This window comes from Myxococcus sp. NMCA1 (assembly GCF_026810205.1).
GTDB classification, from domain to species: Bacteria; Myxococcota; Myxococcia; order Myxococcales; family Myxococcaceae; genus Myxococcus; species Myxococcus xanthus_A.
Map to the genome: position 1 here is coordinate 3,801,814 of NZ_CP113950.1, position 25,571 is coordinate 3,827,384.

Here is a 25,571-nt window from a genome sequence, read left to right on the forward strand (position 1 = left end):
CTCGCCGAAAGGCGCCATGCGGACCGCCGTCATCCCCGGCGTCTGGGGCGTGGGGTTTCGGACAGCCGCACGTCCTGGCGACAAGCAGGCTGTTTCCCCTGAAGCCGGTGCCTATAGTGGTCAGGAGACTCACCGTCGCACGGTCCCTCGCGGTCGCAGCCGAACCTTCAGGTCGCGCAACCCACGATGCGTAAGAACTTCATTCTCGACACCAACGTCCTTCTTCACGATCCCCGCAGCATCTACGGCTTCAAAGACAACAACGTCATCATCCCCATCTACGTCATCGAGGAGATCGACCAGTTCAAGCGCGACCTCTCCGAGCTGGGCCGCAACGCGCGCCTGGTGGCGCGCTACCTGGATTCGTTCCGCGCCGAGGGCTCCCTGAAGGAAGGGGTGCCTCTGCCGCACGGTGGCTTGTTGCGGGTGAGCTTCACCGAACGTGCGCTGCCTCCGTCCATGGCGGACAGCAACCTGATGGACAACCGCATCCTCGGGGTGGCGCTCGACCTGATGAAGGCGGAGCCGGACACGCAGGCCGTCTTCATCACCAAGGACACCAACCTCCGCATCCGCGCGGACGCCCTGGGCCTCATTGCCCAGGACTACGACACCGAGCGGGTGGAAATCACGGAGCTGTACACCGGCTTCGCCGAGCGACTGGTCCCCAAGGACCTGGTGGACCAGATGTACCGCCAGGGCGCCGAGGTGGAGCTGCCGGACGACGAGTCCCTGTTCGCCAACCAGGTGGTGCTCCTCAAGGACGAGACGAACCCGTCCCACACCGCCATGGGCCGCTTCAACGGGTCCAAGGGCCGCCTGGTGCCCCTGGTGCGGCAGATCAAGGACGGGACGTGGGGCGTCCGCCCGCGCAACATGGAGCAGGCCTTCTGCCTGGACCTGCTGCTCAACGACGACATCAAGCTGGTCACCATCGTCGGCAAGGCGGGCACGGGCAAGACGCTGCTCGCCATCGCCGCGGGCCTGCAGAAGGTGACGGAGGAGGGGCTCTACCAGAAGCTGCTGGTCAGCCGTCCCATCTTCCCGTTGGGCCGGGACATCGGGTATCTGCCCGGCAGCGTCGAGGAGAAGCTGAACCCCTGGATGCAGCCCATCTTCGACAACGTGGAGTTCCTGATGAACCTCAGCCGAGCGGACAAGAAGGCCGGGCGCGGCTACCACGAACTGCTGGACCTGGGGCTGATGGAGATTGAGCCGCTCACGTACATCCGCGGCCGCAGCCTGCCCAATCAGTTCATCATCGTGGACGAGGCGCAGAACCTCACGCCGCACGAGGTGAAGACCATCATCACCCGCGTGGGCGACAACACGAAGATCATCCTGACGGGAGACCCGTTCCAGATCGACAACCCGTACGTGGACGCGACGAACAACGGCCTGGTCCACGTGGTCAACCGCTTCAAGAGCGAGAAGATCGCGGCGCACATCACCATGTCGAAGGGTGAGCGCAGCGCCCTGGCCGAGCTCGCCGCCAACCTGCTGTAGCCGCTGGTACGAGACATGACGAAGGAAGACGCAGGAAGCCCTCCCGCCGGCGAAGGGGAGAAGAAGCCCCTCATCGAGTTCCCCTCCGTCTACACCTTCAAGGTGATGGGCGCGCAGGGGGCCGGCTTCGTGGACCATGTCCGTGAGCTGTTCAAGCGGCTCCTGGGCACGGAACTCTCGCCGGACTCCATCCACGAGCAGCCCAGCAGCAAGGGCAAGTACGTCTCCCTGAGCGTGTCCGTGTACCTGTTGTCCGAGGAGCAGCGGCGCGCCATCTACGACGGGCTCCACAAGGACGAGCGGGTCATCTACTACTTGTAGGGGACCGTGGCTGGAAGTCTCTGGAGGAGGCGGGTATATGGGGAGCCATGAGCCCGCCTGAGCCCTTCCCGCTGTATCACCCCGCGGATGTCCGGCGCGCCTTCAGCTCGGATGACGCAACGCGGCGCTTCGCGAAGGTGGCCCAGCTGGAGCCCGGCTCGCGCGTGCTGGTGCTCGGCTGTGGCCCCGACGGAAGCGCCGCGCTGCTGTTGGCCCGGGAGATGGGCTGTACCGTCGTCGCGGCCGACACCGACGACGCCCTCCTCAACCCGGTGCGTGAGCGCGTGCGGGCGCAGGGGCTGGCGGAGCAGATTGAAGTCCGCCGCGTGTCGCTGGACGCGCTGGGCCTGTCCGACGGGGATTTCAACGGCATCCTCATCCAGGGCCGCGTGCTCTACCCGTTGAAGGCCACGCTGGCGAACATGCGCGGTCTGCTGTCGAAGCGCGGGCGGCTGGGCTTCACGTTCCCCGCGCGGGTGGGGCGCTTTGCTCCCAAGGCTACGCTCGACTTCTGGGAGCGCCGCGTCTCCGGGCCGCTGCTGTTGCCGCGCGAGCTGCTGCAGGTGGTGGAGGGCGCCGGCTACGAGCCCGAGTCCGCCGAAGCGCTCCATGACGCGGAGCTGGACGCGCACTACCGGGACATCGAGTCGTTCCTGTCGTCCATCCCCGGCGCGCAGCCCGCCGCGCTCCGCGAGGAGCTGGCGCTGCACCGCGAGAGCAACGGCAAGGCCAGTGTCAGCTACGCCTTCGTGGTGGGCCGCCGCAAGGAGCAGGGCGAGAAGCCCCCGGCGTCCCGCGACCGCGGGTAGCCGAGGGCGGCACCCGGCGGGCTCTCAGTTCAGCGCGCCGGTGAAGTCCACCAACTCGACGGACTCCGGGGCCACGGACATGTGGACCTGCTCGCGGTAGCCCGCCGCATCGCCACCCACCTGGAAAGGCATGGGGTTGGCGAAGCGGATGGTGACCTCTCGGGCGTGGAAGTCCATCAGGCCTTCGGGGAACCAACGACCATTCCACAGCTTGGGCAGGTGGGTGAGCACCTGCGTGGGCGTCACCTGGCCCAGCCGCAGCTGCATGTAGCCCTGGCGCTGGCCCGCGAAGGGGAACATGCGGAAGCCGTAGCCGTAGTAGGGCATGGTGCCCGCCGCCGCCATCATCAGCCGGCCGCGGAAGAGGGTGGCGCCCGGGGCTAGCGGCTCGCCCATCGCGCTGCCATCCGGCCCCAGCCGGTAGGCCTCGGAGGCGCCATTGACGACCTCACACTCCACCCAGTGGGAGTGGGTGAGATAGTGAGGCACCGTCTTGCAGGCCACCGCGGAGAAGTACCCGCCGCTGCCGCTGAGGACGCTCTTGAAGAAGCCCTTGCCCAGGTGCTCCTTCACCCAGATGTAGTCGTTGAGCACCTTGCCATCCACGCCCAGCCCGGCGAAGGGCGCGCGCTGCCCGTCCACCATCAGCAGGTCCATGGGGCGGTAGCCCGGAACCTCGCCCGTGCGGGCGCGCAGCACGTCATTGAGGATGCCATCGCCCCGGGTGCCGGAGGCGTTGACGTAGGCGGCCAGGCCATTGCCGGTGCCCAGCTTGAGGACGCCGAAGCGAGGCGCCGTCTTCCCCGCGAAGCGGCCGCGCGGGCCGACCTGGTGGAGGACCTCGTTCACGAAGCCCATGAAGGTACCGTCACCGCCGCCCGTGAAGACCATGGGGTAGCCACGCTCCAGCACCGTCTGGATGATGCGGCGGGAGTCCAGCGGCGAGCGGGAGAGGAACAGGTCCTGCTCCGGCACGACGTGGGACAGGGACTTCACCACCCGAGCGTCGACCTTCCGGGCATTGGCGTTCAGCAGGACCGCGACCTTGGGCTCCGCGGTGACGTCCGATGTGGGCGCACGGCGGAGATCGGGAGAGCGGAGGGGCTGGACCAGCATGAGGGCGGCTCCGAAGGTTGCGCCGGTGGGGGACCGGGCGGCGACACCCGAACCCAGTGCACATTCCTCGCCAAGCCCTGACGCAGGGCGTCAGCAGGCGAGCAGGCTTGAGATTCCAAGGGGTTGAATCGTTCCCTGCTGTCCAAAAGCCCGCCCGGTTGCTACCTCGGGGTGACGGCGGTGTAGAGCGCGTTACGCACCCGTGGCGTGCGGGTGTCACGACTGTGACGCGGTGCGTGTGGGCCTGCGCACTGCGCTACGCAGCGGGGAGTGCCACCTTCAGGTGTGCGGCCCGGTGGTCCCTCGCGTTTGACAGCGAGGGGTGGGTGGTTACGTTGGGCGTACATCAGAAGTTTTCAGAGAAAACGCAGTCTTTTCCGGAGGATAGGAACCGTGGGCAAGATTATCGGGATCGACCTGGGCACCACGAACAGTGTGGTCGCGATCATGGAGGGTCGCGAGCCCAAGGTGATCGTCAACGAGGAAGGCAGCCGCATCACGCCCTCGGTGGTCGCGTTCACGAAGGACGGGGAGCGTCTGGTCGGTCAGGTGGCGAAGCGCCAGTCCATCACCAACCCGGAGCGGACCATCTACTCCAGCAAGCGCTTCATGGGCCGGCGGCACGACGAGGTATCCGAGGAGGCCACGCTGGTCCCCTACAAGGTCGCCCGGGGGCCCAACGGCGATGCGCGCGTGGACATCGACGGCAAGCAGTACAGCGCGCCGGAGATCAGCGCGCAGGTGCTGCTGAAGCTGAAGCGCGCGGCGGAGAACTACCTGGGTGAGAAGGTGACGGAGGCGGTCATCACCGTCCCCGCGTACTTCAACGACGCCCAGCGCCAGGCCACCAAGGACGCGGGTGAAATCGCGGGCCTCACCGTGCGCCGCATCGTGAACGAGCCGACCGCCGCGGCGCTCGCGTACGGTCTGGACAAGAAGAAGGACGAGAAGATCGCCGTCTACGACTTCGGCGGTGGCACGTTCGACGTGTCCATCCTCGAGGTGGGCGAGAACGTGGTCGACGTGCTCGCGACCAACGGTGACACGCACCTGGGCGGTGACAACATCGACCTGCGGATCATGGACTGGCTGATCACCGAGTTCAAGAAGGACACCGGGCTCGACGTCAGCAAGGACAAGATGGTCCTCCAGCGCCTGAAGGAGGCGGCGGAGAAGGCGAAGATCGAGCTGTCCGCCGCGATGGAGACGGACGTCAACCTGCCGTTCCTCACCGCGGACGCGACGGGGCCGAAGCACCTCAACGTCAAGCTCACGCGCGCCAAGTTCGAGGCGATGATCGACGACCTCATCGAGCGCTCGCTGGAGCCCTGCCGCAAGTGTCTCAAGGACGCGGGCGTGGAGCCGAAGGACCTCAACGAGATCGTCCTCGTCGGCGGCACCACGCGCATCCCGAAGGTGCAGGAGGCCGTGAAGCGCCTGTTCGGCAAGGAGCCGAACCGCTCGGTGAACCCGGACGAAGTCGTTGCGGTGGGCGCCGCGGTGCAGGCCGGCGTGCTCTCCGGCGAGGTGAAGGACATCCTCCTGCTGGACGTGACGCCGCTGAGCCTGGGCGTGGAGACGCTGGGCGGGGTGATGACGAAGCTCATCGAGCGCAACACCACCATCCCCACGCGCAAGTCGGAGACCTTCTCCACGGCCGCGGACGGCCAGACGCAGGTGGAGATCCACGTCCTCCAGGGCGAGCGTGAGATGGCGGGCGACAACCGCAGCCTCGGCCGCTTCCACCTGACGGGCATGCCGCCGGCGCCGCGTGGCGTGCCGCAGATCGAGGTGACGTTCGACATCGACGCGAACGGCATCCTCAACGTCAGCGCCAAGGACAAGGCCACGGGTAAGGAGCAGAAGGTCACCATCACCCACTCGTCCGGCCTTGCGAAGGACGAGGTGGAGAAGATGGTCGCCGACGCCCGCTCCAACGAGGCGGCCGACAAGACCCGCCGCGAGCTGGTGGAGATGAAGAACCAGGCGGAGAGCCAGTCCTACGCGGCCGAGAAGCTGCTGAAGGAGAACAAGGACAAGCTGTCCGCGGACACGGCGAAGGCGCTCGAGGACGCGGTGGCGGAGCTCAACAAGGTCCGCGACGGCCAGGACAAGGACGCCATCAAGGCGGCGCTCGATGCGCTCCAGGCCGCCAGCTACAAGGCCGCCGAGGAGATGTACCGCGCCACGGGCGGCGCGCCGGGCGCCGAGGGCGCTCCGGGTGCCGGTCCTTCCGCGGCGCCGGGCTCGCAGGCCAGCGCCAAGAAGGACGACGTGGTGGACGCCGAGTTCCGCCAGTCGTAGTGGCGGAGCGATGAGCCGCTGAAGTGACGCAAAGGGCCGGTGCTCCCACGCGAGTGGGGGGCCGGCCTTCTGCTTTGCGGGGCGGAGGGGTGTTCCGAAAGGGAGGATGGGCGTGCGGGAAGCGGGACGTCGGGCCGTGCCAAGGGGTTGATGGGACTGGGGCGAGGACTGGCGGCAGGGGTGCAGGGGCTGGCGTTCCATGTCCCGCATCCAGTCGTCACCGTCCTTCCTCCCGCCGGGTACCGCTCCCTCCGAGGGCGCCGCTGCGCCGGCGGTCGTTCCTCCTCCCACGCGCACGGCGCAGTGCCGGCCGGCCTCCGCCGTGGCGTCCTCGACGGTGGAGCCCTACCGGGGGCCTCCCACGGGGCATCCACCGGCGCTGTCTGTGCCTGGGCCGCGCTCGGGGCCCCGCACGGGCGCCGACAACCAGTTCGACTTCGGCGTGGGTGGCGCGTTTCCGCCCAAGCCCACGGGCAACCTGATGGAGCAGGTGCGGCAGGGGGCGCTCACGGCCGCTCAATCCGAAGCCGCGGCTGCCAGCCGGTTGATGGGGGATAGTGCCGCCGTGGATGGTTATGCGCGCATCCACCTGGACCACCTGAAGCCCAGTCCGCCCATCCCCGGCGCGCCCACGTCCTTGACGGACTACGCCAGCAGCATTCCGGACGTGGCGCCCGCCCAGGCCTACGCCTACTTCGTCCGTCACCCATCTGCGGTGTTCGAGGCCGCCGGCATCCGCGTCCGCCCGGCGACCGCGGCACTCGTGGATGGGGCGAAGTTGTTCCTGGAGGAAAAGGGTTTTCTGCCCGTGTGGGCGCCCATCACCGTGCGCCTGGAGCCGGGCGCGAACACGCTGCACATCACCACGCTGGATGGGCACCCGCTGCGCGGCACGAATCGCTTCGTCTTCGCCGAGGACGGCGCGGGGGGCACGCAGGTGCGTCAGTACTCGGCCTTCCAGGGCAGCTCGCCCGCGACGTCGGTGGGCATGTCGCTGATGGACCCCATCGAGCGGCAGCACGACATCTGGCGCGCGGTGCATGCGCACCTGCATGACACACTGAGGCCTCGCTGATGGCGCCCGTGCTGCGGACGACGCCTCCCGGGCATGACGTGATTCTCTATGACGGGCACTGTCGCCTGTGCGGTGGGGCGGCCCGGCAGCTCCAGCGGCTGCTGGGCGGGACGGGGACGCGCCTGCGCTCGTTTCGGGAGGACGGGGTGCTGGCATCCTTCCCGGGTGTCACGGAGGACCGCTGTGAGCGGGCCCTGCAGCTGGTCCTACCGGATGGGGCTGTGGTGGAGGGGCTGGAGGCCATTGTCCTGGCGCTGGGCCGACGGCCGCTGGGACGGCTGCTCCGCGTGTACTACGTGCCGGGCCTGCGGCAGCTCCTGGATGCGCTCTACCGCGTCGTGGCCCGCTTTCGATTCCGCATCGCGGGACGTCAGTGTCCGGACGGGGCGTGCGCGGTCCACTTCAAATAGGACGCGCGTGGCGGATAGCATGGCGTTTCCCCGCCACCTCGGGTTCGTCCGTGCAATCTCCACCGTCCACATACCTCCAGGCCGCGCGCGCCTTCCGGCACTTCTTCACCGAGCTCCGGGACGCCTACCTGGAGCGAGAGACGCTCTTCACGCAGCTGGAGCTGGCGCTCCTGGGGCGCGAGCACGTCCTGGTGGTGGGGCCCCCCGGAACGGCCAAGAGCGCCATCACCAGCGCCGTCCTGGGGCGCATCATCGACGAGCGTACGGGCTTGCCGTCGCTCTTCTCCAAGCAGCTGGCCGAGTCCACCGTGCAGACGGACCTCATCGGCCCGGTGGACTTCAAGGTGCTCACGGAGACGGGACGCACCGAGTACCTCACCGACGAAGGCATGCTGGGCTCCGAGCACGCCTTCCTGGACGAGGTCTTCGACGGCCGGGACATGCTGCTGCGCTCCATCCTCAACGTGCTGCACGAGCGGGAGCTGAAGCACGGACGCCGGGTGACGACGGGGCGCATCGAGTGCGTCGTCATGACGAGCAACCGGTATCTCTCCGAGGTACTGGCGCGCTCGCCGGAACTGCTCCTGGCCTTCGCGGACCGGCTGAGCTTCATCTGCTTCGTGCCCAAGTCGTTCGCTCGCCGGGAGAGCCGGGCGGCCATGCTGCAACGCTTCTCCCATGGCGCTCGGCCGGATTTGCGCGCGCAGCTGTCGTTGCAGCAGGTGGACCTGCTGCAGGACGCCGTGACGAAGGTGGTGGTGCCCAGCCACGTCATGGAGGGCGTGGAGCTGCTGGCGGATGCGCTGGAGCGCGCGCTGGCGGCCCAGGTGGCGAAGCTGCCGGACTACGTGCCGACGAAGTACTTCTCTCAGCGCTCAGTGGTGAAGGCGCTGTGGGCGCTGAAGGCCGCGGTGGTGAGGGACCAGATATACCGGCGCCCTGAGCGGGCGTTGGAGGCCACTGTCGAGGACCTGGATTCGCTGCGCTGGTTCTTCCTCCTGGGCGGTCCGCCAGCGGGGGAGACGGAGGCGCTGCTCAAGTCCGTGGTGGACCCTCGGGAGCGGGCGCAGCTCGAAATCGTCCGCCTGGAGCAGCGCGCCTTCGACGAAGCGCTGGCCAAGGTACGGCAGGAGCTGGGGGGCGGCGTGGAGCGCGAGGCGCAAGCGCTCGGGTCCTCCGAAGAGGTGAGTTCCGTCGAGTCCGTGAGCCGTAACTGGCAGCCCGGCGTCGTCTCCACCACCGCGCGGGCCTTGTTGGCCAAGCTGGTGCCCGGGCCTCGCCATGTGCAGAACCGGATGCCGTTGGTTGCTGCGGCGCGGGCCCTGGTGGCGGCGCAGGAGCAGCGGCTGGCGCGCGGCATGGCGGGGCACGGTGAGGGGCGGGGCGGCATCGCGCTGCTGACGTCGTTCGGCGACGTGCTGACGCTCTGTCGCGGCGTCCCCGAGCTGCGGCCGGTCTACGGGGCGTTGTGCGACGCCACGGCCCGCTTCCTGGAAGGGGCCCAGGAGATGATTGCCCTGTCCGCGGAGAGCGTGGACTTCGAGGACGGGCTCAAGCTGGAGGGCCTGGTCGGGCTGGCGGACAACCTGGAGGAAGAGCTTTCCCTGACGGCGGAGCTGGCGGGGCAGTTGTCAGAGGGCGCACCCGCCACATTGGAACGCCTGCGCACGGCCGAGGCTGAGGTCCGGAGCCGGGTCGTGTCCGCGCTGCGCCGGCGCGCGGTGTTCTCGTTTCAGGGCAACCTGGCCCGGGGACGTCGGGAGCCGCTTGAAGCGCTGGCGGGAGATTCGCGCCGCCTGACGCAGCTGGAGAACGCCCTGGCCGTCCTGGACCCCACGCAACAGGGCCTCAAGCAGGAGCTGCTGCTCCCGCTGGGCATTGCCTACGCCCGGGAGGTGCTGTCCTCCACGCCCTTCGAACGCATCGAGCAGTACGGGCGCGCGGTACAGTCGGTGGCGGAGAACCTCCGGCGCGAGGGTGTGTCCATCGACGCGGTGTTCGCCGAGTGCCGGGAGATTATCGAGTCCCGGCTGCGTGAGCATGCCCATGTCCTCACGCGCGAGGTGCCCAGCCCGCCGCCCGCGTCCACGTCGGTCCTCAATGGGGATGCCTACGTCTTCTACCGGGGCGACTTCGCGGCGAGGGCGCCTGATGGAGAGCTGGCCGCGCTGCTGGGGTTGGATGGGCAGCTGGCCGCGAACCACGGTGGCGCCGCGCCCGGCTTCCTGTCGGAGGCCGTACGTTCGGCGGTGGCCCAGGCGGAGCTCGGGTTCGTCCAGACGCGCGTCAAATACCTGCGGAGCTGGCTGACCCAGCTGCTCACGTCGCTTCCACCGCCCGAATCCATGACGGAGCGCGCGGATGCCGAGCGCACCGTGGACCGGCTGGTGCGCAGCCGCTTCCCGATGCTCGCGTTGAAGGAAGGCGAGTTGCTTCGGCTACGGGGTGTCCTCGCGCTACTGGGCACCATGCCCGGTGACCTGGGGGAGGGGGCTCGAAAGCTGGAGGGACAGCTGCGCGGCATCGACGAGGACTTCGGGCGCTTCAGCCGGCAGGTGCTGGCTCGGCGGTCCTCGCCATGAACCGGCTCTTCCTCGGGCGACAGGTTGAAGCGGAGAGGGGACGCTGAGCGTGTTGGCCCAGCGCCTCGCGGACCTCCGGCAGCGGCTGGATGCGCTCCACCAGCCCGCGCCCGCTCGCGGCGGTTGGCGGGCGTGGACGCTGCTGGGGCGCCGTGCTCGCGGGCCCGAGGATGTCGCGCTGCCAATGCTGGCCTCGCTGGACCGGGACCTGGACCGGGTGGGCGTGCACACGTCGGCGGACGCACGGCTCCTCAAGGAGCTGGGCCTGCGGAAGGGCAGGGCGGGGACACTGGCGCAGGGGCTGCTCGACAGGGCCCATCAAGCGCTCGAAGAGGTGGAGCAGTGCCTGGTGCTCGTGGAGCGGGCCTGGCGCACGGGTGAGCCGATCCCCGGCGCGGTCGCGGTGCTGGAGAAGGGCTTCGTCCAGCTGGCGCGGGTGGTGAAGGTGGCGGACCTCTTCGCACGTCCTCCTTCGTCGGAGCCGGAGGATGACGACGTTGCGCTGGAAATCTACGGGCGCACCGACGGGCGCACCACGCGTCATGCGCCCGCCAGTGCTCGCCTGGCCGTGGCGGAGTTCTTCGCGGAGCGAGCCCGGGCCAACGCCACCGACGTCATGCAGAAGCGACGGGACCTGGACCTGGCGCACGAGCTGCTTATCCGCCTGGGCGCGGACCACGACCGCGAGCGAGGCATGGTGCTGCGGCGTCAGGTAGCCGAAGCCCGCGAGCGGGTGCGGGCCGTTCCGGCCGTGCGTTCCATGGATGAGCTGCTGCGGCACGTGCGCCATACGGCTCGGCGCGAGCCTCAGGTGGCCTACCGCTCGCTGAAGGGGCTCTACGAGCGGGCCTTGGAGGCGGGGGACGCGGCGCTGGCGGACGTGGCCCGTGCGGCGCTGACGCCGCTGTTGCCGGCACCTCCTCAGCTGTCGTCGCTGATGGAGCGCGCGGAGCTCGATGGCCTGTCGCACTGGTTCGGCGAGACGCCCACCGCGCCTGACGAAGTCCCGGGCCCACCGAAGGCCGATGAGCTGCTGACGGACCTGGCCTTCTCACTGAAGCCCGAGCAGCTCTCCACGTTCGAGCTGGCGGCGGGCTGTGCCCGCTACTTCGACGTGGAGGACTCGCTGTCGGAGGAAATCGTCCTGGCGGATACGCGCACCGCGCGGGCGGTGCCTCGGCGCGTCCCGTACCCGACGCAGACGATGACCTACGAGACGACGGGCAGCCTCCACGAGGTGAACAACTTCGTTCTGACGGACCCGCGGATGCTGCTGAGCGACCTGGCTGCCAGTCACCAGTTGGTGCGCGCGTACCTGGACGATGAGCCGCCTCCGCGCCCCCGGAAGGTGAAGCGCACCGCGGTGCGGGTCTACGTCTGCGACGCGTCGGGCTCCATGCACGGCGCGCGTGCCCGCTTCCGGGATGCCATTGTCATCGCGGAGCTCAACAACCTGCGCGTCAAGGCCCGCCGAGGCGAGCACTTCGACCCGCTGTACTTCAGCTTCTTCAACGACGTGCCCACCGAGCTGGCGCGCGTGGACTCCGCGATGGAGGCCACCCGGCAGCTGGAGAAGCTCTTCCGCGATTCACCCGCGGAGGGGCAGACGGACATCACGCTCGCGCTGATGTCCGCGTTCGACTCCATCCGCGCCGCGCAGGGGAGGGACCCTTACCTCGCTCGGGCCACCGTGGTGCTCATCACCGACGGCGAGGACCGCGTGGACCTGGAGCTCATCCGCCGCACGCGCGCGCCCATGGACGCGCTGGACATCGCGTTGAGCTTCGTGTCCCTGGGCGAGGAAAACCTGGACCTCCGCTTCCTCGTCCGTGAGCAACGAGCCGCCGGAGGCCGCGCCTTCTACCACCACCTCTCCGACGAGGAGATTCTGTGGGCGCGCACGGAGTTCGACACGCCCTGGCGCACGTTGCTGCCGCGTGACGTGCCGGCGTCCGGTGATGCGCTGGAACAGCTCACGCCGCACCTGGAGGCGCTGGAGGCTGTCGCCGCCGGTCGGGCTGCGCCGCAGACCGTGGCGGTGGACGCTTCGTTCGATGCGCTCTTCCCGGAGAAGCCCGCGCTGCCCCCCGGGGCCGAGCCGCCCGGTGCTGACATCGCGCACCGCGTGGCGGACATCCTGGGCGCGCTCGTGGAGGCGGCCTCGCTGGCCCCCGCGGACCGCCGCGCGGCGGAGAGCCTGCTGCTGCTTCAACACCTGCTGGGTGTGTACGGATTGACCCCGGCGCGCTACCTGTCCGCGCTGTCCGTGGGTGGGCAGGCCACGCAGGAGGCGTTGCAGCGCGTGCGGCTGTTGTGCCGGCCCTTCGGGTAGGCTGCGCCCCACGCCCATGTTCTTCGGCCTGCTGAGGAGACGAAAGAAGGAGCCGTCACGCCTGGCGGACCCGCTGGCTGCTTTCGACCAGCTCATCGAGAACCTGGAGCGCCAGGCCGCCGAGGTCCGCAAGTCCGCGGCCACGCTGCTGGCGCTCAAGGCGGACCTGGTGCGCGCGGAGGAGCGCTATGCGCGCCGGTTGCTGGAGCTCACCTCGCGGCGGGCCACCGCGAAGGAGCGCGGTGACGCCCGGGCGGTACGCGTGCTGGAGAAGGACCAGGCGCAGGCGGAGGACCTCCTGGCCAGCACGGGTGATTCGCTGGAGCGGGCTGAGTCGGACGGGCGGTTGTTGCTGGAGGCCGCGAGCGAGCTGGGCGACCGCGTGGTGGAGCTGCGCCGCGAGCGGGAGAGCGCGTCCGCGCGGCTCACCGTGGGAGGGCTCGTCACCGAGGCCCTGCGCGAGCGCGTGGCCCGTTTCGACCAGGCGCTGGTGGTGGACGCGGCTCGGGATGAAATCGAGCGAGCGCACGCGCTGGCGGACATCTACCGCGAGGAGAAGTCGCAGGAGGAATGAGCGCGGCTTCAGGTCCGGCGCGCCGTCTGGTGCAGCTCCAGGACGATGTTGCCACCCTTGAAGAGCCGCACCGCGCCGGACGTCTGGCTCACGACCAGGGCGATGCAGCCCGTGGTGGACGTCATGCCAGCGGCGGCCGCGTGCCGCGCGCCCAACCCGAGCGGAATCTTCACGGCCTCATCCGCCGCGGACAGGTAGCGCCCCGCGGCCAGGACGACACCGTCCTCGCGGATGACGAAGGCACCGTCGAGCACGGAGAAGTTCTTGATGGCCTCGCGAATCTTCGGGTCGAGCACGTTCCGTTCCGCCTCGGAGAGGCCCTGGAACGGGTTGATGGTCATCTGCCGGCTCTTCTCCAGCACGGTGTTGTGGGCGCCAATGGTGATGATGGTGCCAATGGGGTGGCCCTCGAAGCCTTCCTGGCCAATCTGCAGCGCCAACTGGATGAGGGCGTCCACCACCTGGGAGTTGAACTCGTCGCCCAGCTTCACGCCTTCAATGGCGACGCGGTCATCGAGCGAGCCGCCGATGCGCATCTGCATCAGCGTGTCCGGCGCGCGGCCCACCTTGCCCGTCATGCACAGGACCAGGTCGCCTTCCTTGAAGGCTCCCTGGGACAGCGCGGACACGAGCGCCACTTTCACACGCTCGGTGCGGGAGTAGTCGTACGCGGGGATGACGAGCGCGCGGACCTTCTTGGCGAGGTGCTCCTCCGCCAGCTTGGGCATCGTGACGGCGTAGACGAGCTTCTTGCGAGCAGGCCGGCCGCGAAACTCTTCAGCGGGAATGGGCGTGTCGCAGATATAGAGGAAGTGATCGACTTCGTTCTTGCCGGCCAACGAGAGAGCCGAGCGCAGGAACTCCCGATCAAACTTCGTGTTCTCGGTCAAACGTCCCTCCCTTCACCCTCGGTCATACCCAGGTCAGCTTGACACTGGAAACCGCATGAATAAAGCTTTCGGGCCCTTTTTTTGGGGTGCAGGGCCCCAAAACCTCGCTGAACTGGAGCGAAGGCTGTGAACCAGAAAGATCTCAAGCGTTACAAGAAGATGCTCGAGGACAGCAAGGCGAGCCTGCTCGAGAGCGCCAAGAAGACCCTGGTGGAGGAGTCCAGTTTCGACACGGACGACCTTCCCGATGAGATCGACCTGGCGTCTTCCGAGTATGCGCAGTCAATGGTCTTCCGTTTGCGGGACCGGGAGAAGTTCCTGTTGCAGAAGATCGAAAAGGCGCTGGTCCGCATCGAGGACGGCACCTTCGGTATCTGCGAGCGGTGCGAAGAGGACATCTCGCCCAAGCGCCTGGATGCGCGCCCGGTGACGACCCTTTGCATCCGCTGCAAGGAAGAGCAGGAGAAGAAGGAGAAGTCCTACGGCTAAGCGCCGAGGCAGTGAGGGCCGCGCGGGGGATACCCCGTGCGGCCCTTGGCATTTCAGGCCGTGGGCGCTTGGATTTCCACGCGCAGCAGCTGACGGCCAATGAGGAAGTGGTCCCCGTTGTCCACGAAGGTGGGGCCCGACAGGCGGATGAAGGTGCCGTTGGACGAGCCCACGTCTCGGACCTGCAGCCGGTCCTGCCGCACCTGCAGCACGGCGTGCCGCCCGGACACGAAGCCGTCCGTGGGGAAGGTGAGGTCGCCTTGCTCGCGGCCCAGGAGATTGTCGCCTTCGCGCAGGGGGAAGGCGCCGCCTCGCAGGCCTCCCTCCAGCAGTTGCACCAGCCGCAGCCGGTAGCCGGGATCCGGTGAACCCCAGACCTGGGTTCCGCCCGGTCCGGTGGCCGCGGTGGGAATGGGCTCCAGCACCAGCCGCTGGCGTCCCAGTCGCAGCTCGCCGCCAGGGGACAGCTCTCGCTCCTGGCGCAGGCGGACGAAGACGCCGTTGGCGCCGCCTACGTCCTCCACGGCCAGCCGGATGCCGGAGAAGAAGAACCGGACCTGGAGCGGCATGATGAAGGGGTCGTCCGTGAGCGAGATGTCCGCCTGCTGGCCGCAGGTGAGGGTGTCGCGCTGCATGCGGACGACGGACTCGGGGCCGCCATCGGCGCGCACCACGCGGATGGAGACCTGCGGGCGCGAAGCGACGCTGGCGACGGCCATCACCATCGTTCCGGAGCGCAGCGGCGAGCCGCACGCCCGGCAGACGGAGGCGTCCCGAGGGTTTTCGGTGTCACAGCGGGGGCAGTATTCCATCGCGTCCATGGAGGGCTAGGGGTTTTACCAGGGCCGGGGGCCGGTTGCTCGACTTGCGTTGCACGCGGCTTGCCCCCCACCCGAGCGGCGTGATGAAGTCGGTGTCCCACCCCTTTGGGGATCGTTTCCTTGCACTGCCCCTCCTGCGGCGCTGACGCCCAAGAATCTTCCCGTTTCTGTCCCGCCTGTGGCGCGACCCTCGTGCGTACGCCCGATGCGGACGAGTACGTCGGCAAGACGATTGCCTACAAGTACCGGGTCGAAGCCCTCATTGGCGAGGGCGGCATGGGCAAGGTGTTCCGCGCCCGGCAGCTCTCCCTGGACAAGGTGGTGGTGCTGAAGGTGCTGCGGCACACGCTCCTGTCGGACGAGCGCACCGTGGCGCGCTTCCAGCGCGAGGCCAAGGCCGCCAGCCGCCTCAACCACCCCAACTCCATCAGCGTGCTCGACTTCGGCCAGGCCGAGGACGGGGCCTTGTTCATCGCCATGGAGTACGTGGCGGGGCAGGACCTGCACCAGATTCTCAGCCGCGAGTGGCCCCTGAACGAGGGGCGCGTGGTGCGCATCGTCAGCCAGGTGCTGAGCGCGTTGTCGGACGCGCACGGCGCCGGCGTCATCCACCGCGACCTCAAGCCCGAGAACATCATGGTGGAGCCGCGGCGCAACGAGCCCGACTTCGTCAAGGTGTTGGACTTCGGCATCGCGAAGATCACCGACTCCACAGACGACGGTCCGGCGCTCACCCGCGCGGGCTTCGTGTGCGGCACCCCCGAATACATGTCGCCCGAGCAGGCGCGGGGCTCGCAGCTCGACCACCGCTCGGACCTGTACGCGGTGGGCGTCATCCTCTACCAGTTGATGACGGGCTTGCTGCCCTTCGAGTCGGACTCGGCGGTGGGCTTCGCCACCAAGCACCTGACCGAGGAGCCGCCGCCGCCCACGCGCCGCCGGCCGGACGCGCGAATCTCTCCGGCCATGGAGCGGCTCATCCTCCGGGCGCTGTCCAAGAACCCGGCGGACCGGCCCGCCAGCGCCGAGGCCTTCAAGGCCGAGCTGCAGGCCGTGGACAAGGAACGCCGCCGGATGGACTCGGCGCCGCGGCGCGCGGCCAACTCGTCGGCGGTGCTGGCGCCGTTGCCGCGCAAGTCCGCCGCCGGTCCGCAGAGTGATGTCCGGGATTCCACGCTGACCGGGTGGGGCAACGAAGTGACCATGGAGGCCACGGTGCGCGCCCTGCCGGGTGTGCTCGAGCCGTTGCCCGCGAACGCCGACGCGAGGGCCGCCACGCGTGAGCACACGGACTCGCTGGTCCACACGCAGCCGGGTGCCGGCGGCAGCAGCGGGGTGGCGTTCTTCTTCAAGTCGCTGACCATCCTGCTGGTGGTCGCCGCGCTGGGCTTCTTCGCCTACTACTTCTTCACGGGCGCGGGCAGCGGAGGCGTGCAGGACCTGCCCTACGCGCTGCCCACGAATGCGCCGGTGCCAGCGGGGGCCAACAACTCCGCCGTGGGCGCGAGCCCCGACGTGCCGCTCTACGACCGGGCCATTGTCTCGGGCGCGCGTAACGTCGAGCGCGCGCTGGAGCTGGCGCGAGAGGGTGACAAGGCACTGCAGCGCGCGGACGTGGGGCTTGCGGCGACGAAGTACCGCGAGGCCTTCAGCCGCAGTGGTGACCCGGAGCTGGCCCTGAAGCTGGGCGAGGTCTACTGGCACCGGCAGAACCCGGACAAGGAAGAGGCCCGGGGTTGGTGGAATCGTCACCTGCGCGAGCAGCCCTCCTCCAAGGCGCGTGCCCTCATCGAGCAGCGCCTGAGCGGCACCTTGGCGCAGCCCACGTCGCCCTGACGGGTGAGCCCCGAGGGGCGGTGTCGGCCTGCCGCCCTGGGACACGAAGCTTCATGGCTTCAGGGCGTATGCCCCACGGCACAGCCTGCCCCGCGTCAGCCCAGCGTCTCCACCTGAAGCACGTGCTGTCCCAGGCGGACGCGGTCTCCCGGACGCAGCGGACGCTCGACGCCGCTCGCGAGGCGCACATAGGTGCCCAGGCCTCCGGACAAGTCCCTCAGCAGGGCACCGGTGGGCGTGGGGGACAGCTCGCAGTGGCGGCCCGCGAGGCCCTCGTCGCCGGGGAAGCTCAAGTCACAGTGGGCCAGTCCGATGGTGAGCAGCGGCGCCGCCGTCATCACCGCGCGTCCCGCCCGGCCACCGACGAGCATCTCCTCCACACCGTAGACGGCCTGCCCCAGTGGCACCGGGGCGCCATAGATGACGGGTCGTCCCGTCACGGGGGGCTGGGGCTCCAGTCGGCCCGTGAAACGGAACAGCCGCTGGCCCGCGCTGAAGAGGGTGCGCGGGGTGAGGGCTTCCGTGCCCCCAACAGTGACGAAGACGCCCGAGGCGCTGGACTCGTCCCGCACGTACAGCGCGCCATCCTTCACCAGGAAGGTGGCGTGTAGGGGCGACACGAAGGCGTCGTCCGCGAAGAGGATGGCGCCGCGCTGGCGGCCCACGACGCACCCGGTGACAGGCAGCTTGTAGCGCTGACCCCGGGCGGAGCCCGCGATGACCGCGAGCCCGAACCGGGAGGCGGCCGGAGGGGCAGGGCGGGGCGCCGTGGTGGCCGCGCCGGCCCGGCCGGGCATCGCGCTGTCCGGAACCGGCGGGGGCGGACGGGTGGTGGCCGGGCCTGACGTGCCGCCCGTGCGGGCCATGATGCCCGGGGGCGCCGTGGGGGTGCGCTGCTGCGGCGGCCGTTCCACTGTCAGGCCCGCGGCGGTGGGGGGCGGCGTCCGGGCAGAGGGGCGCAGGCCCGGCGGAATGGCGCTGGGAGCGGGCGGAACCACCGGCTCCGCCACCTTGCCGCCGGGGAAATTGGACACCGCGACCGGCCGGCTGCCGGTCGGCGTACCCGGCCGGGCGACGGCCAGGGGCGGCTTCGTGGCGGCGGGTTCGCCGAGCGCCTGGCCGCAGAGCACACATGCAGCCGCGCGAGGTGAGTTGTACCCGTCACAGTTCGGGCAGACCACGGCGAGGGAGGACAGCAGGAGCTGTGACATGAGCGGAGGCGAATCTACGGGGCCGTAAAACACCGGGTCAACGAAAGCGAACGCACCAACTGGGGTGTCCCAGAGGGATGTGACGTCCAGGTGTGGGGCAACGTTGCCCCTCCGTTGGTGCAAAGTTACGATTGCTCCTCATTCGATGATTCGCCTGAACGACATCCTCCAACGGGTTTCCCAGTACCACCCCGACCCCGACCTGGACATCATCAAGAAGGCCTACGTCTATTCGGCCAAGGTCCATCAGGGTCAACTTCGGAAGTCAGGCGAGCCCTACCTCGTCCACCCGCTCGAGGTCGCCGGCATCCTGGGCGAGCTCAAGCTGGACGAGGCGTCCATCGTCACCGGACTCCTTCACGACACCATTGAGGACACGCTGGCCACCGCGGAGGAGCTGACGGAGCTCTTCGGTTCGGAAGTGGCCAATCTGGTGGACGGCGTCACCAAGCTGTCCAAGTTCTCCGCGTCCGCCAGCCTGTCGCAGGAGGAGAAGCAGGCGGAGAACTTCCGGAAGATGATCATCGCGATGGCGCAGGACATCCGCGTCATCCTGGTGAAGCTGGCGGACCGCACGCACAACATGCGGACGTTGGATCACATGTCGGAGGAGAAGCAGGCCCGCATCGCGCAGGAGACGCTGGACATCTACGCGCCGCTGGCCAACCGGCTCGGTATCTCCTGGATCAAGACGGAGCTGGAGGACCTGAGCTTCCGCTACGTCAAACCGCAGGAGTTCTTCGCGCTCCAGGAGAAGCTGAACAAGCGCAAGAAGGAGCGGGAGAAGTACATCGAGGACACGTGCGACCTCATCCGCTCCAAGCTGGCCGAGCGCGGGCTGAAGGGCGAGGTGAGCGGCCGCTTCAAGCACGTCTACAGCATCTACAAGAAGATCAAGTCACAGGGCATCGACTTCGATCAGATCCACGACATCATCGCCTTTCGCATCATCGCGCCCACCGCGCCCTCCTGTTACGAGGCGCTCGGTCTGGTGCACGAGATGTGGAAGCCGGTGCCGGGGCGCTTCAAGGACTTCATCGCGATTCCGAAGCCCAACATGTACCAGTCGCTGCATACGACCATCATCGGTCCGCTCAGCGAGCGCGTGGAGGTGCAGATCCGCACCTCGGAGATGCACAAGATCGCCGAGGAAGGCATCGCCGCGCACTGGAAGTACAAGGAGGGCAAGGCCGTCATCTCCAAGGATGACGAGAAGTTCGCCTGGCTGCGGCAGCTGATGGAGTGGCAGCAGGACCTGAAGGACCCGAAGGAGTTCCTGGAGACGGTGAAGGTGGACCTCTTCACCGACGAGGTCTTCGTCTTCACGCCCAAGGGCGACGTGCGCTCGCTGCCTCGCGGCGCCACGCCGGTGGACTTCGCCTACGCCATCCATTCGGACGTGGGCAACCGGTGCGTGGGCGCCAAGGTGAACGGGAAGATCGTCCCGCTCCGCTACAAGATGAAGAACGGGGACACGGTGGAGGTGCTCACCAGCCCCCAGCAGCACCCGTCCAAGGACTGGCTCACCTTCGTCAAGACGAGCCGGGCGCAGCAGCGCATCCGTGGCTTCATCAAGCAGCAGCAGCGGGAGAAGAGCCTGCAACTGGGACGCGAGCTGGCGGACCGCGAGCTCAAGCGCTTCCAGCTCAACTTCAACCGGTTGCTCAAGTCCGGCGAGATGAAGAAGGCCGCCGTGGACCTGGGCTTCCGCGTGGAAGACGACATGCTGGTGGCCATTGGCTACGGCAAGGTGACGCCGCAGCAGCTGTCGCACCGGCTCGTCCCTCAGGAGAAGCTCAACGCCGCGGAGGCGGGGACTCGCGGGGACGCCAACACCGCCGTCTCGGCGTCCTCCGGTGGAACGGGCAACTCGGTGCTGCCGGGCCTGTCCCGCGTCACCGACCTGGCGAAGCGGCTGGTGGGCCGCAGCAACCGCAGCGGCGTGCAGATTGGCGGCGTGGACGATGTCCTCGTGCGCTTCGGGCGGTGTTGCAACCCCGTCCCCGGAGATCCCATCGCTGGCTTCATCACCCGGGGACGGGGCGTCACGGTTCACACGGTCGGCTGTGAAAAGGCGCTGGCAACGGATCCCGAGCGGCGCGTGGACGTGTCGTGGGACGTCCGGGGCGACTTCAAGCGCCCCGTCACCTTGCGCATCCTCACCGCGGACCGGCCGGGCCTGCTGGCGGACATCACCAACACCTTCTCCAAGAAGGGCGTCAACATCTCCCAGGCCAACTGCCGGGCCACCGGAGATGACCGGGCGGTGAACACTTTCGAGGTCATCATCTCCGACCTCAAGCAGCTCACCGACCTGATGCGAACCATCGAGCGGCTTCAGGGCGTCTACTCGGTCGAGCGCATCTAACCGCCTTCGTCTTTCGTGGTAGAGCGCCCGGAAACCCCGGCGGCCCGATTCGGGCCGCTCTCACCCCGAGGTGCGCCGCATGGCTCGCAAGGCAATCCATTCCGACCAGGCCCCCAAGGCCATTGGCCCGTATTCCCAGGCGGTGCAGGTGGACGCCGGGAAGATGACCTTCCTCTCCGGTCAGATTCCCCTCGACCCCGCCACCATGGAGATGGTGCAGGGCGACGTCGTCGCGCAGGCGGAGCGGGTGATGGAGAATCTGAAGGCCGTGCTCGCCGCCAGCGGGCTGGACTTCTCCCACGTCGTGCGCTGCACCATCTTCCTCATCGATTTGGGCGACTTCGCCCGGGTGAACGAAGTCTACGGCCGCTACTTCACCGGCGCGCCGCCGGCCCGCGCCACCGTGCAGGTGTCCGCGCTGCCGCGTGGCTCCAAGGTGGAGATTGACGCCATCGCCGTCTCCTGAAGCAAGGGCTGGAATGACGAAGGCCGCCGGACTCAGAGGAGTCCGACGGCCTTTGTCGCGTCAGGGCACCAGGGCCCCAGCGGGAACTACTTCGAGTCGGCCACCGCGCCGCCGGTCTTCTTCAGCTCCTCGTCGATGACGCGCTTGAACGCGTCGACGGGCTGGGCGCCCACGAGCGTGCGGCCATTGATGAAGAACGTCGGGGTGCCGTTGGCGCCCACGCTGGACGCCTGCGCCATGTCGGCCTCGATCTGCGCGTTGAACTTGCCCTGGTCCAGCGCGGCCTTGAACTTGTTCATGTTCAGGCCCAGCTCCTGCGCGTACTTCTCCAGCGAGGCGCGGTCCAGCGCGCGCTGATTGGCGAAGAGCTTGTCGTGGTACTCCCAGAACTTGCCCTGCTCGTGCGCGGCCAGCGCGGCGGCGGCGGCCGGCTTGGCGTTGGCGTGGAAGGGCAGCGGCTGGTTCTTGAAGGCGACCTTGATCTTCCCGCCGTACTGGTCCTCCAACTGCTTCAGCGTGGGCACCACGCGGCTGCAGAAGGGGCACTCGAAGTCGGAGAAGGCGACGATGGTGACCGGCGCGTTGCTGGCGCCCTTCACCGGGGCGTTGCCCACGTCCACCTTCTGGACCGGGGGCTCGGCGGGGGCGCCAGGGGCCGCGGCGGCCGCCGTCGGGGCGTTGGCGACGTTCTCCGCGTTCAGCTTGGCGTAGAGCTCCTCGGGCTTGGTGCCGGCGGCGAGCAGCTTGTCCGCCTTGCCAATCTCCTCGTCGATGACGCGCTTGAAGGCCTCGAAGGGCTGCGCGCCGACGAACTCACGGCCGTTGATGAAGAACGTCGGGGTGCCGTTGGCGCCCAGGGCGCTGCCGGCGGCCATGTCGGCCTCGACCTTCGCCTTGAACTTGCCCGAATCCAGGGCGGCCTTGAACTTGGCGACGTTCAGACCCAGCTCCTGCGCGTACTTCTCCAGGGAGGCGCGATCCAGGGCCTTCTGATTGGCGAAGAGCTTGTCGTGGTACTCCCAGAACTTGCCCTGCTCGTGCGCGGCGTGCGAGGCCTCGGCGGCCACCTTCGCGTTCGGGTGGAAGGGCAGCGGCTGGTGACGGAACACCACGCGCACGTCCTTGGCGTAGCCGTCCTTGATCTTCGACAGGGTGGGGCCCACGCGGCTGCAGAAGGGGCACTCGAAGTCAGACCACTCGACGATGGTCACCTTGGCGGTGGCCGGGCCGAAGGAGGGCGAGTCCGAGGGGACCTCCACCTTGCGGACCGTGGCGGCGGGCTGCTGCTGCTGCTGCTGCGCCTTGGGCGCGGCGCGCTCGGAGCCCTTCTCGATGATCTTCGCGTACACCTGCGAGGCGGGCACGCCGCCCTTCACCAGGTTCTCCGCCTTGACCAGCTCCTCGTCGATGAGGGCCTGGAAGTTGGCGATGGGCTGCGCGCCCGACAGGAAGCGGCCGTTGATGAAGAAGGCCGGGGTGCCGCTGGCGCCCAGCTGGGTGGCCAGGGCCTGGTCGCGGGTGATGATGTCCTGGAACTTGGGGTTGCCCAGCTCGGCCTTCCACTTGTCCAGGTTCAGGCCCAGCTCCTTGGCGTACTGCTCCAGGGACGCGTCATCCAGCTTCTTCTGATTGGCGAAGAGCTTGGCGTGGTACTCCCAGTACTTGCCCTGCTCGCCGGCCGCCATCGCGGCGATGGCCGCGGGCTTGGCGCGCGGGTGGAAGGAGAGGGGGTTCTGCTTCATCACCACGCGGAGCTTCTTGCCGTACTGCTCCTGGATCTTCTCGATGGTGACGTTCGCCCGGCTGCAGAAGGGGCACTCGTAGTCGGAGAACTCGACCACGGTGATGAGCGCGTCGGCGCTACCGTGGGTCGGCGAGTTCTCGATGGGCACCTTGAACACGGTGGGATCCACCGGTCGGCGTCCACCGGGCGCCGGGGCGGCGGCAGGAGAGTTCGGTGCGGCCTTGGCGACTTCGGACTTCGTGGACGGGCCGGTGGTGACGCGGCCGCCAACGAACCCGAGCACCAGGCCGACCAGCAGGGCCACGATGACATTGGGCTTCATGAGTGGGTCTTGCTCCTTCGCCATGGGGCCGGCATTGTGGGCCCGAGCGGGTTTTCAACGAGGGCAGAGGGCGGCGGTCTTAACAGAGGGAATTCCAGACGCGCAAGCAAGCCGCTCTGGCCTTCCAGGGAGCCGCGCCCCCTCAGGGGCCCCAAAACTTGGGAGACTTCGGAAAAATTCCGTCAGAGTCTCGATCATGGACGCCGCCGTGCGCATCGACACTCGGGGGGCCTTGTGTCCCATGCCCATCCTGGAACTCGCCAAGGCCATGAGAGCCCTGGCGCCAGGGACGCTCGTGGAGCTCATCTCCACGGATCGCGGGTTGGAGGCGGACCTTCCCGCATGGTGCGAGGCTACGGGGAATCCACTGGTCCGCATGGAGCGCCGGGAGACCCTCTACGTGGGCTGGGTGCGCAAGGCGGGGTGAGCCGCCTGCCGCCACAGCCCACGCCTTGCTTCAGAGCATCTGCAGGACGCGGTCTTCCAGGCGCTGGCCGCGGCTGACGCCCAGGATGAGCACGTCGTGCTGCAGCAGGTGACGCACCACCTGGCTGATGACCTCTTCTGGCGCGATGCCGCCACTGAAGCGCACGCGCAGCACGGTGTCGCTCTCCATGCGCGCGTCCGTGACATGGGGCATCATGGTGAGCTCCGGGATGATGACGCTGCCACGGGCGATCTGGACGCGGAACTCGGCGCCCTGGCCGGTGAGCTCATTCATGCTCCCCGCCTGGGCGAGCGTGCCCTTGTCGAGGATGGCGGCCGCGTCACACAACTCCTCCAGCTCCTGGAGGTTGTGGCTGGAGACCACCACCGTCTGGCGGCCCTTCATGTCGCGGATGACCTGACGCACCTGGGCGGCGATGCGTGGATCCAACCCGGCGGTGGGCTCGTCCAGCAGCACCAGCGGCGGGCTGCCCATGAGGGCCTGGGCCATGGCGGCGCGCTTGGCCATGCCGTGACTGAGCGCCTGCGTCTGGACGTTCCAGGCCTCCATGAGGCCCACCTTGTCCAGGGCCTCGCGCGCCTCACGCTCCGGCTCGGCCAGGGCGGACAGCCGCGCCCAGTACGTCAGCAGCGCGCCCACTTCCCATCCGGGCGGCAGCACCGCGTCCTGCGGCAGCGCGCCCAGGCGGCCCTTGAGGGCGCCCGGGGTGGTGGGGTCCACGTCCATGACCTTGAGCGAGCCCTCGGACGGGTAGAGGTAGCCGCACATCATGGAGAAGGTGGTCGTCTTGCCGGCGCCGTTGGGGCCGATGAGCCCGTACACCGCGCCCTTGGGCACGGAGAAGCTGACGCCGTTGACGGCGACCTTGGGGCCGAAGCGCTTGGAGACGCCGAACAGTTCAATGGCCACGTCGCTCACAGGTCCCTCGCGCGCAGGATGCCGTAGGCCGCCATCAGGAAGACGAACGCGAAGACCGCGTAGGCGGCTCCGCTCGCGCCGAACTGCGCCAGGCCCGGATGCAGCAAGTCACTGGCGTAGTACGACGGGGACAGGTAGCGCAGGAAGCGCAGGTTGCCCGTGTCACCCGAGGCCCGGCCGATGGTGTCCATCAGCCAGAAGACGAACAGCAGGATGAAGTTGAAGACCAGGCTCACCGCTGGCGAGCGGAACATGCTGGAGCACAGCGTCGTGAGGGCCACGTAGGCCAGCGAGAAGACGATGGCCGCCAGCCAGAACTTCAGCAGGTTGAGCGCCACGGCGGCGAAGCTGAAGTCCGGGTTGGCCACGCGGGCGTAGACGAAGATGGCCAGGTCGATGATGAGCACCAAGCCGAGCAGCAGCGTCGCCTGCGTCAGGAACTTGCCCAGCAGCACCGACGAGCGCCGCGCGCGCACCGTGAGGTATCGCATGGAGCGTGGGCCCACTTCACCGCTGATCTGATCGAAGCCCATCAGCGCGATGTAGGCGGGCAGGAAGAAGAGGGTGATCTTGAAGACGATCAACACCTCCAGCGGCACCTGCGCCAGGGCCTCGATCATCGCGGAGTCGTTGCTGGTGAGGAATCCCAGCACGCCCTTGCGCATCTCCTCGTTGATCTGCACGGAGGCGCTCGAATCCGCGCCCGCGCCTTCCAACTGCTTGGCGACGGCGCTGCGGACTTCGCCCGCGAGCCAGCCGACCACCAGCAGCACCAACGCGGAGAACATGCTGTAGAGGCCGAGCAGCACCACCGTCCGGCCACTGCGCACGGCCCGGCGGAGCTCGGCGCTCCAGATGACCACCGTTTCTTTCAATCCGTCCAAAGTGTGGGCGAACCTAGCGGAGATGCACACCCCTCCGCCAAGTTTCTGATTTCACCGAGTGGCGGAAGCGACCAGGGAGGCATCCGTGGACAGCGCGCCCCCAGCCGGTAGGATCCAGGCGTCGCTCACCCCCCGGAGCCCCCCG

General features: G+C 68.4%; 21 protein-coding genes. 14 read left to right on the forward strand and 7 right to left on the reverse strand.

From position 1 onward, the window contains the following. Window positions 1–186 precede the first annotated feature (186 nt). The 3 genes from OZ403_RS16300 to OZ403_RS16310 are packed head-to-tail and all read left to right on the forward strand — an operon-like array spanning window position 187 to window position 2,636. Complete coding sequence (locus OZ403_RS16300; RefSeq protein ID WP_268784569.1) at window positions 187–1,506, forward strand: PhoH family protein; 1,320 nt, start codon at window positions 187–189, stop codon at window positions 1,504–1,506. Window positions 1,507–1,521: 15 nt separating this feature from the next. Beyond that, window positions 1,522–1,827: an HP0495 family protein gene (locus OZ403_RS16305; RefSeq protein WP_140790954.1), complete on the forward strand. Its 306-nt coding sequence runs from the start codon at window positions 1,522–1,524 to the stop codon at window positions 1,825–1,827. A 47-nt stretch (window positions 1,828–1,874) separates the two neighbouring features. Next, the gene (locus tag OZ403_RS16310) at window positions 1,875–2,636 is read left to right on the forward strand and encodes an SAM-dependent methyltransferase (RefSeq protein ID WP_140798279.1); all 762 of its coding nucleotides are present in this window, start codon (window positions 1,875–1,877) and stop codon (window positions 2,634–2,636) included. Between the two features lie 24 nt (window positions 2,637–2,660). Here OZ403_RS16310 and OZ403_RS16315 read toward each other — a convergent pair whose 3' ends face one another. Then, a complete protein-coding gene (locus OZ403_RS16315) occupies window positions 2,661–3,752 on the reverse strand; it encodes a diacylglycerol/lipid kinase family protein (RefSeq protein ID WP_140798280.1) in 1,092 nt (363 codons plus the stop codon). A 393-nt stretch (window positions 3,753–4,145) separates the two neighbouring features. On the opposite strand from OZ403_RS16315, the gene dnaK reads away from it, so the two are divergent. The 6 genes from dnaK (at window position 4,146) to OZ403_RS16345 (ending at window position 13,029) form a co-directional block, all read left to right on the forward strand. After that, window positions 4,146–6,056: a molecular chaperone DnaK gene (gene dnaK / locus OZ403_RS16320; protein ID WP_140790960.1), complete on the forward strand. Its 1,911-nt coding sequence runs from the start codon at window positions 4,146–4,148 to the stop codon at window positions 6,054–6,056. Window positions 6,057–6,255: 199 nt separating this feature from the next. Beyond that, entirely contained in the window at window positions 6,256–7,131 is an 876-nt protein-coding gene (locus tag OZ403_RS16325) for a hypothetical protein (RefSeq protein WP_268784570.1), read from the forward strand. Further along, window positions 7,131–7,541 (forward strand): thiol-disulfide oxidoreductase DCC family protein, encoded by a 411-nt coding sequence (locus OZ403_RS16330; protein WP_140798281.1) that lies wholly within the window; start codon window positions 7,131–7,133, stop codon window positions 7,539–7,541. The genes OZ403_RS16325 and OZ403_RS16330 overlap by 1 nt, the downstream gene beginning before the upstream one ends. Window positions 7,542–7,591: 50 nt before the next feature. Next, window positions 7,592–10,123, forward strand: coding sequence for an AAA family ATPase (locus OZ403_RS16335; protein WP_268784571.1), 2,532 nt, complete (start codon window positions 7,592–7,594; stop codon window positions 10,121–10,123). 49 nt (window positions 10,124–10,172) lie between these two features. Then, window positions 10,173–12,455 (forward strand): vWA domain-containing protein, encoded by a 2,283-nt coding sequence (locus OZ403_RS16340; RefSeq protein ID WP_268784572.1) that lies wholly within the window; start codon window positions 10,173–10,175, stop codon window positions 12,453–12,455. Window positions 12,456–12,471: 16 nt separating this feature from the next. Then, complete coding sequence (locus tag OZ403_RS16345; RefSeq protein ID WP_268784573.1) at window positions 12,472–13,029, forward strand: PspA/IM30 family protein; 558 nt, start codon at window positions 12,472–12,474, stop codon at window positions 13,027–13,029. A gap of 8 nt (window positions 13,030–13,037) precedes the next feature. Here OZ403_RS16345 and OZ403_RS16350 read toward each other — a convergent pair whose 3' ends face one another. Further along, a complete protein-coding gene (locus OZ403_RS16350) occupies window positions 13,038–13,919 on the reverse strand; it encodes a DNA integrity scanning protein DisA nucleotide-binding domain protein (RefSeq protein WP_140790971.1) in 882 nt (293 codons plus the stop codon). A gap of 126 nt (window positions 13,920–14,045) precedes the next feature. Here OZ403_RS16350 and OZ403_RS16355 point away from each other — a divergent pair, with 126 nt between their 5' ends. After that, window positions 14,046–14,408 carry a TraR/DksA family transcriptional regulator gene (locus OZ403_RS16355; protein ID WP_140790973.1) on the forward strand — a complete coding sequence of 121 codons (363 nt, stop codon included), beginning with the start codon at window positions 14,046–14,048 and terminating at the stop codon, window positions 14,406–14,408. Window positions 14,409–14,461: 53 nt separating this feature from the next. Here OZ403_RS16355 and OZ403_RS16360 read toward each other — a convergent pair whose 3' ends face one another. Then, a complete protein-coding gene (locus OZ403_RS16360; RefSeq protein ID WP_140790974.1) occupies window positions 14,462–15,229 on the reverse strand; it encodes an FHA domain-containing protein in 768 nt (255 codons plus the stop codon). Between the two features lie 120 nt (window positions 15,230–15,349). Between OZ403_RS16360 and OZ403_RS16365 the strand changes: the two genes are divergently transcribed. After that, entirely contained in the window at window positions 15,350–17,065 is a 1,716-nt protein-coding gene (locus OZ403_RS16365) for a serine/threonine-protein kinase (RefSeq protein WP_268784574.1), read from the forward strand. Window positions 17,066–17,160: 95 nt separating this feature from the next. Here the strand turns inward: OZ403_RS16365 and OZ403_RS16370 are convergent, their stop codons facing one another. Beyond that, entirely contained in the window at window positions 17,161–18,276 is a 1,116-nt protein-coding gene (locus OZ403_RS16370; RefSeq protein WP_237078327.1) for an FHA domain-containing protein, read from the reverse strand. A gap of 145 nt (window positions 18,277–18,421) precedes the next feature. Between OZ403_RS16370 and OZ403_RS16375 the strand changes: the two genes are divergently transcribed. Together OZ403_RS16375 and OZ403_RS16380 are read left to right on the forward strand one after the other, a co-directional pair. Then, window positions 18,422–20,644 carry a RelA/SpoT family protein gene (locus OZ403_RS16375; RefSeq protein WP_140790979.1) on the forward strand — a complete coding sequence of 741 codons (2,223 nt, stop codon included), beginning with the start codon at window positions 18,422–18,424 and terminating at the stop codon, window positions 20,642–20,644. 70 nt (window positions 20,645–20,714) lie between these two features. Next, a complete protein-coding gene (locus OZ403_RS16380; protein ID WP_171410346.1) occupies window positions 20,715–21,110 on the forward strand; it encodes a RidA family protein in 396 nt (131 codons plus the stop codon). 86 nt (window positions 21,111–21,196) lie between these two features. On the opposite strand, the gene OZ403_RS16385 is transcribed toward OZ403_RS16380, so the two are convergent. After that, window positions 21,197–23,176 carry a DsbA family protein gene (locus OZ403_RS16385; protein ID WP_268784575.1) on the reverse strand — a complete coding sequence of 660 codons (1,980 nt, stop codon included), beginning with the start codon at window positions 23,174–23,176 and terminating at the stop codon, window positions 21,197–21,199. 196 nt (window positions 23,177–23,372) lie between these two features. Here OZ403_RS16385 and OZ403_RS16390 point away from each other — a divergent pair, with 196 nt between their 5' ends. Further along, on the forward strand, window positions 23,373–23,603 hold the full coding sequence (locus OZ403_RS16390; RefSeq protein WP_268784576.1) for a sulfurtransferase TusA family protein: 231 nt from the start codon (window positions 23,373–23,375) through the stop codon (window positions 23,601–23,603). Window positions 23,604–23,633: 30 nt separating this feature from the next. On the opposite strand, the gene OZ403_RS16395 is transcribed toward OZ403_RS16390, so the two are convergent. Next, window positions 23,634–24,542, reverse strand: coding sequence for an ABC transporter ATP-binding protein (locus OZ403_RS16395; RefSeq protein ID WP_140790987.1), 909 nt, complete (start codon window positions 24,540–24,542; stop codon window positions 23,634–23,636). After that, window positions 24,539–25,456: an ABC transporter permease gene (locus OZ403_RS16400; RefSeq protein WP_140790989.1), complete on the reverse strand. Its 918-nt coding sequence runs from the start codon at window positions 25,454–25,456 to the stop codon at window positions 24,539–24,541. The genes OZ403_RS16395 and OZ403_RS16400 overlap by 4 nt, the downstream gene beginning before the upstream one ends. Window positions 25,457–25,571 lie beyond the last annotated feature (115 nt).

Bases quoted from the DNA above. Each gene is read 5' to 3' on its own strand.
- OZ403_RS16300 (WP_268784569.1), top strand. From the start codon at position 187: ATGCGTAAGAACTTCATTCTCGACACCAACGTCCTTCTTCACGATCCC.
- OZ403_RS16305 (WP_140790954.1), top strand. From the start codon at position 1,522: ATGACGAAGGAAGACGCAGGAAGCCCTCCCGCCGGCGAAGGGGAGAAG.
- OZ403_RS16310 (WP_140798279.1), top strand. From the start codon at position 1,875: ATGAGCCCGCCTGAGCCCTTCCCGCTGTATCACCCCGCGGATGTCCGG.
- OZ403_RS16315 (WP_140798280.1), bottom strand. From the start codon at position 3,752: ATGCTGGTCCAGCCCCTCCGCTCTCCCGATCTCCGCCGTGCGCCCACA.
- OZ403_RS16325 (WP_268784570.1), top strand. From the start codon at position 6,256: ATGTCCCGCATCCAGTCGTCACCGTCCTTCCTCCCGCCGGGTACCGCT.
- OZ403_RS16330 (WP_140798281.1), top strand. From the start codon at position 7,131: ATGGCGCCCGTGCTGCGGACGACGCCTCCCGGGCATGACGTGATTCTC.
- OZ403_RS16345 (WP_268784573.1), top strand. From the start codon at position 12,472: ATGTTCTTCGGCCTGCTGAGGAGACGAAAGAAGGAGCCGTCACGCCTG.
- OZ403_RS16360 (WP_140790974.1), bottom strand. From the start codon at position 15,229: ATGGACGCGATGGAATACTGCCCCCGCTGTGACACCGAAAACCCTCGG.
- OZ403_RS16370 (WP_237078327.1), bottom strand. From the start codon at position 18,276: ATGTCACAGCTCCTGCTGTCCTCCCTCGCCGTGGTCTGCCCGAACTGT.
- OZ403_RS16375 (WP_140790979.1), top strand. From the start codon at position 18,422: ATGATTCGCCTGAACGACATCCTCCAACGGGTTTCCCAGTACCACCCC.
- OZ403_RS16385 (WP_268784575.1), bottom strand. From the start codon at position 23,176: ATGAAGCCCAATGTCATCGTGGCCCTGCTGGTCGGCCTGGTGCTCGGG.
- OZ403_RS16390 (WP_268784576.1), top strand. From the start codon at position 23,373: ATGGACGCCGCCGTGCGCATCGACACTCGGGGGGCCTTGTGTCCCATG.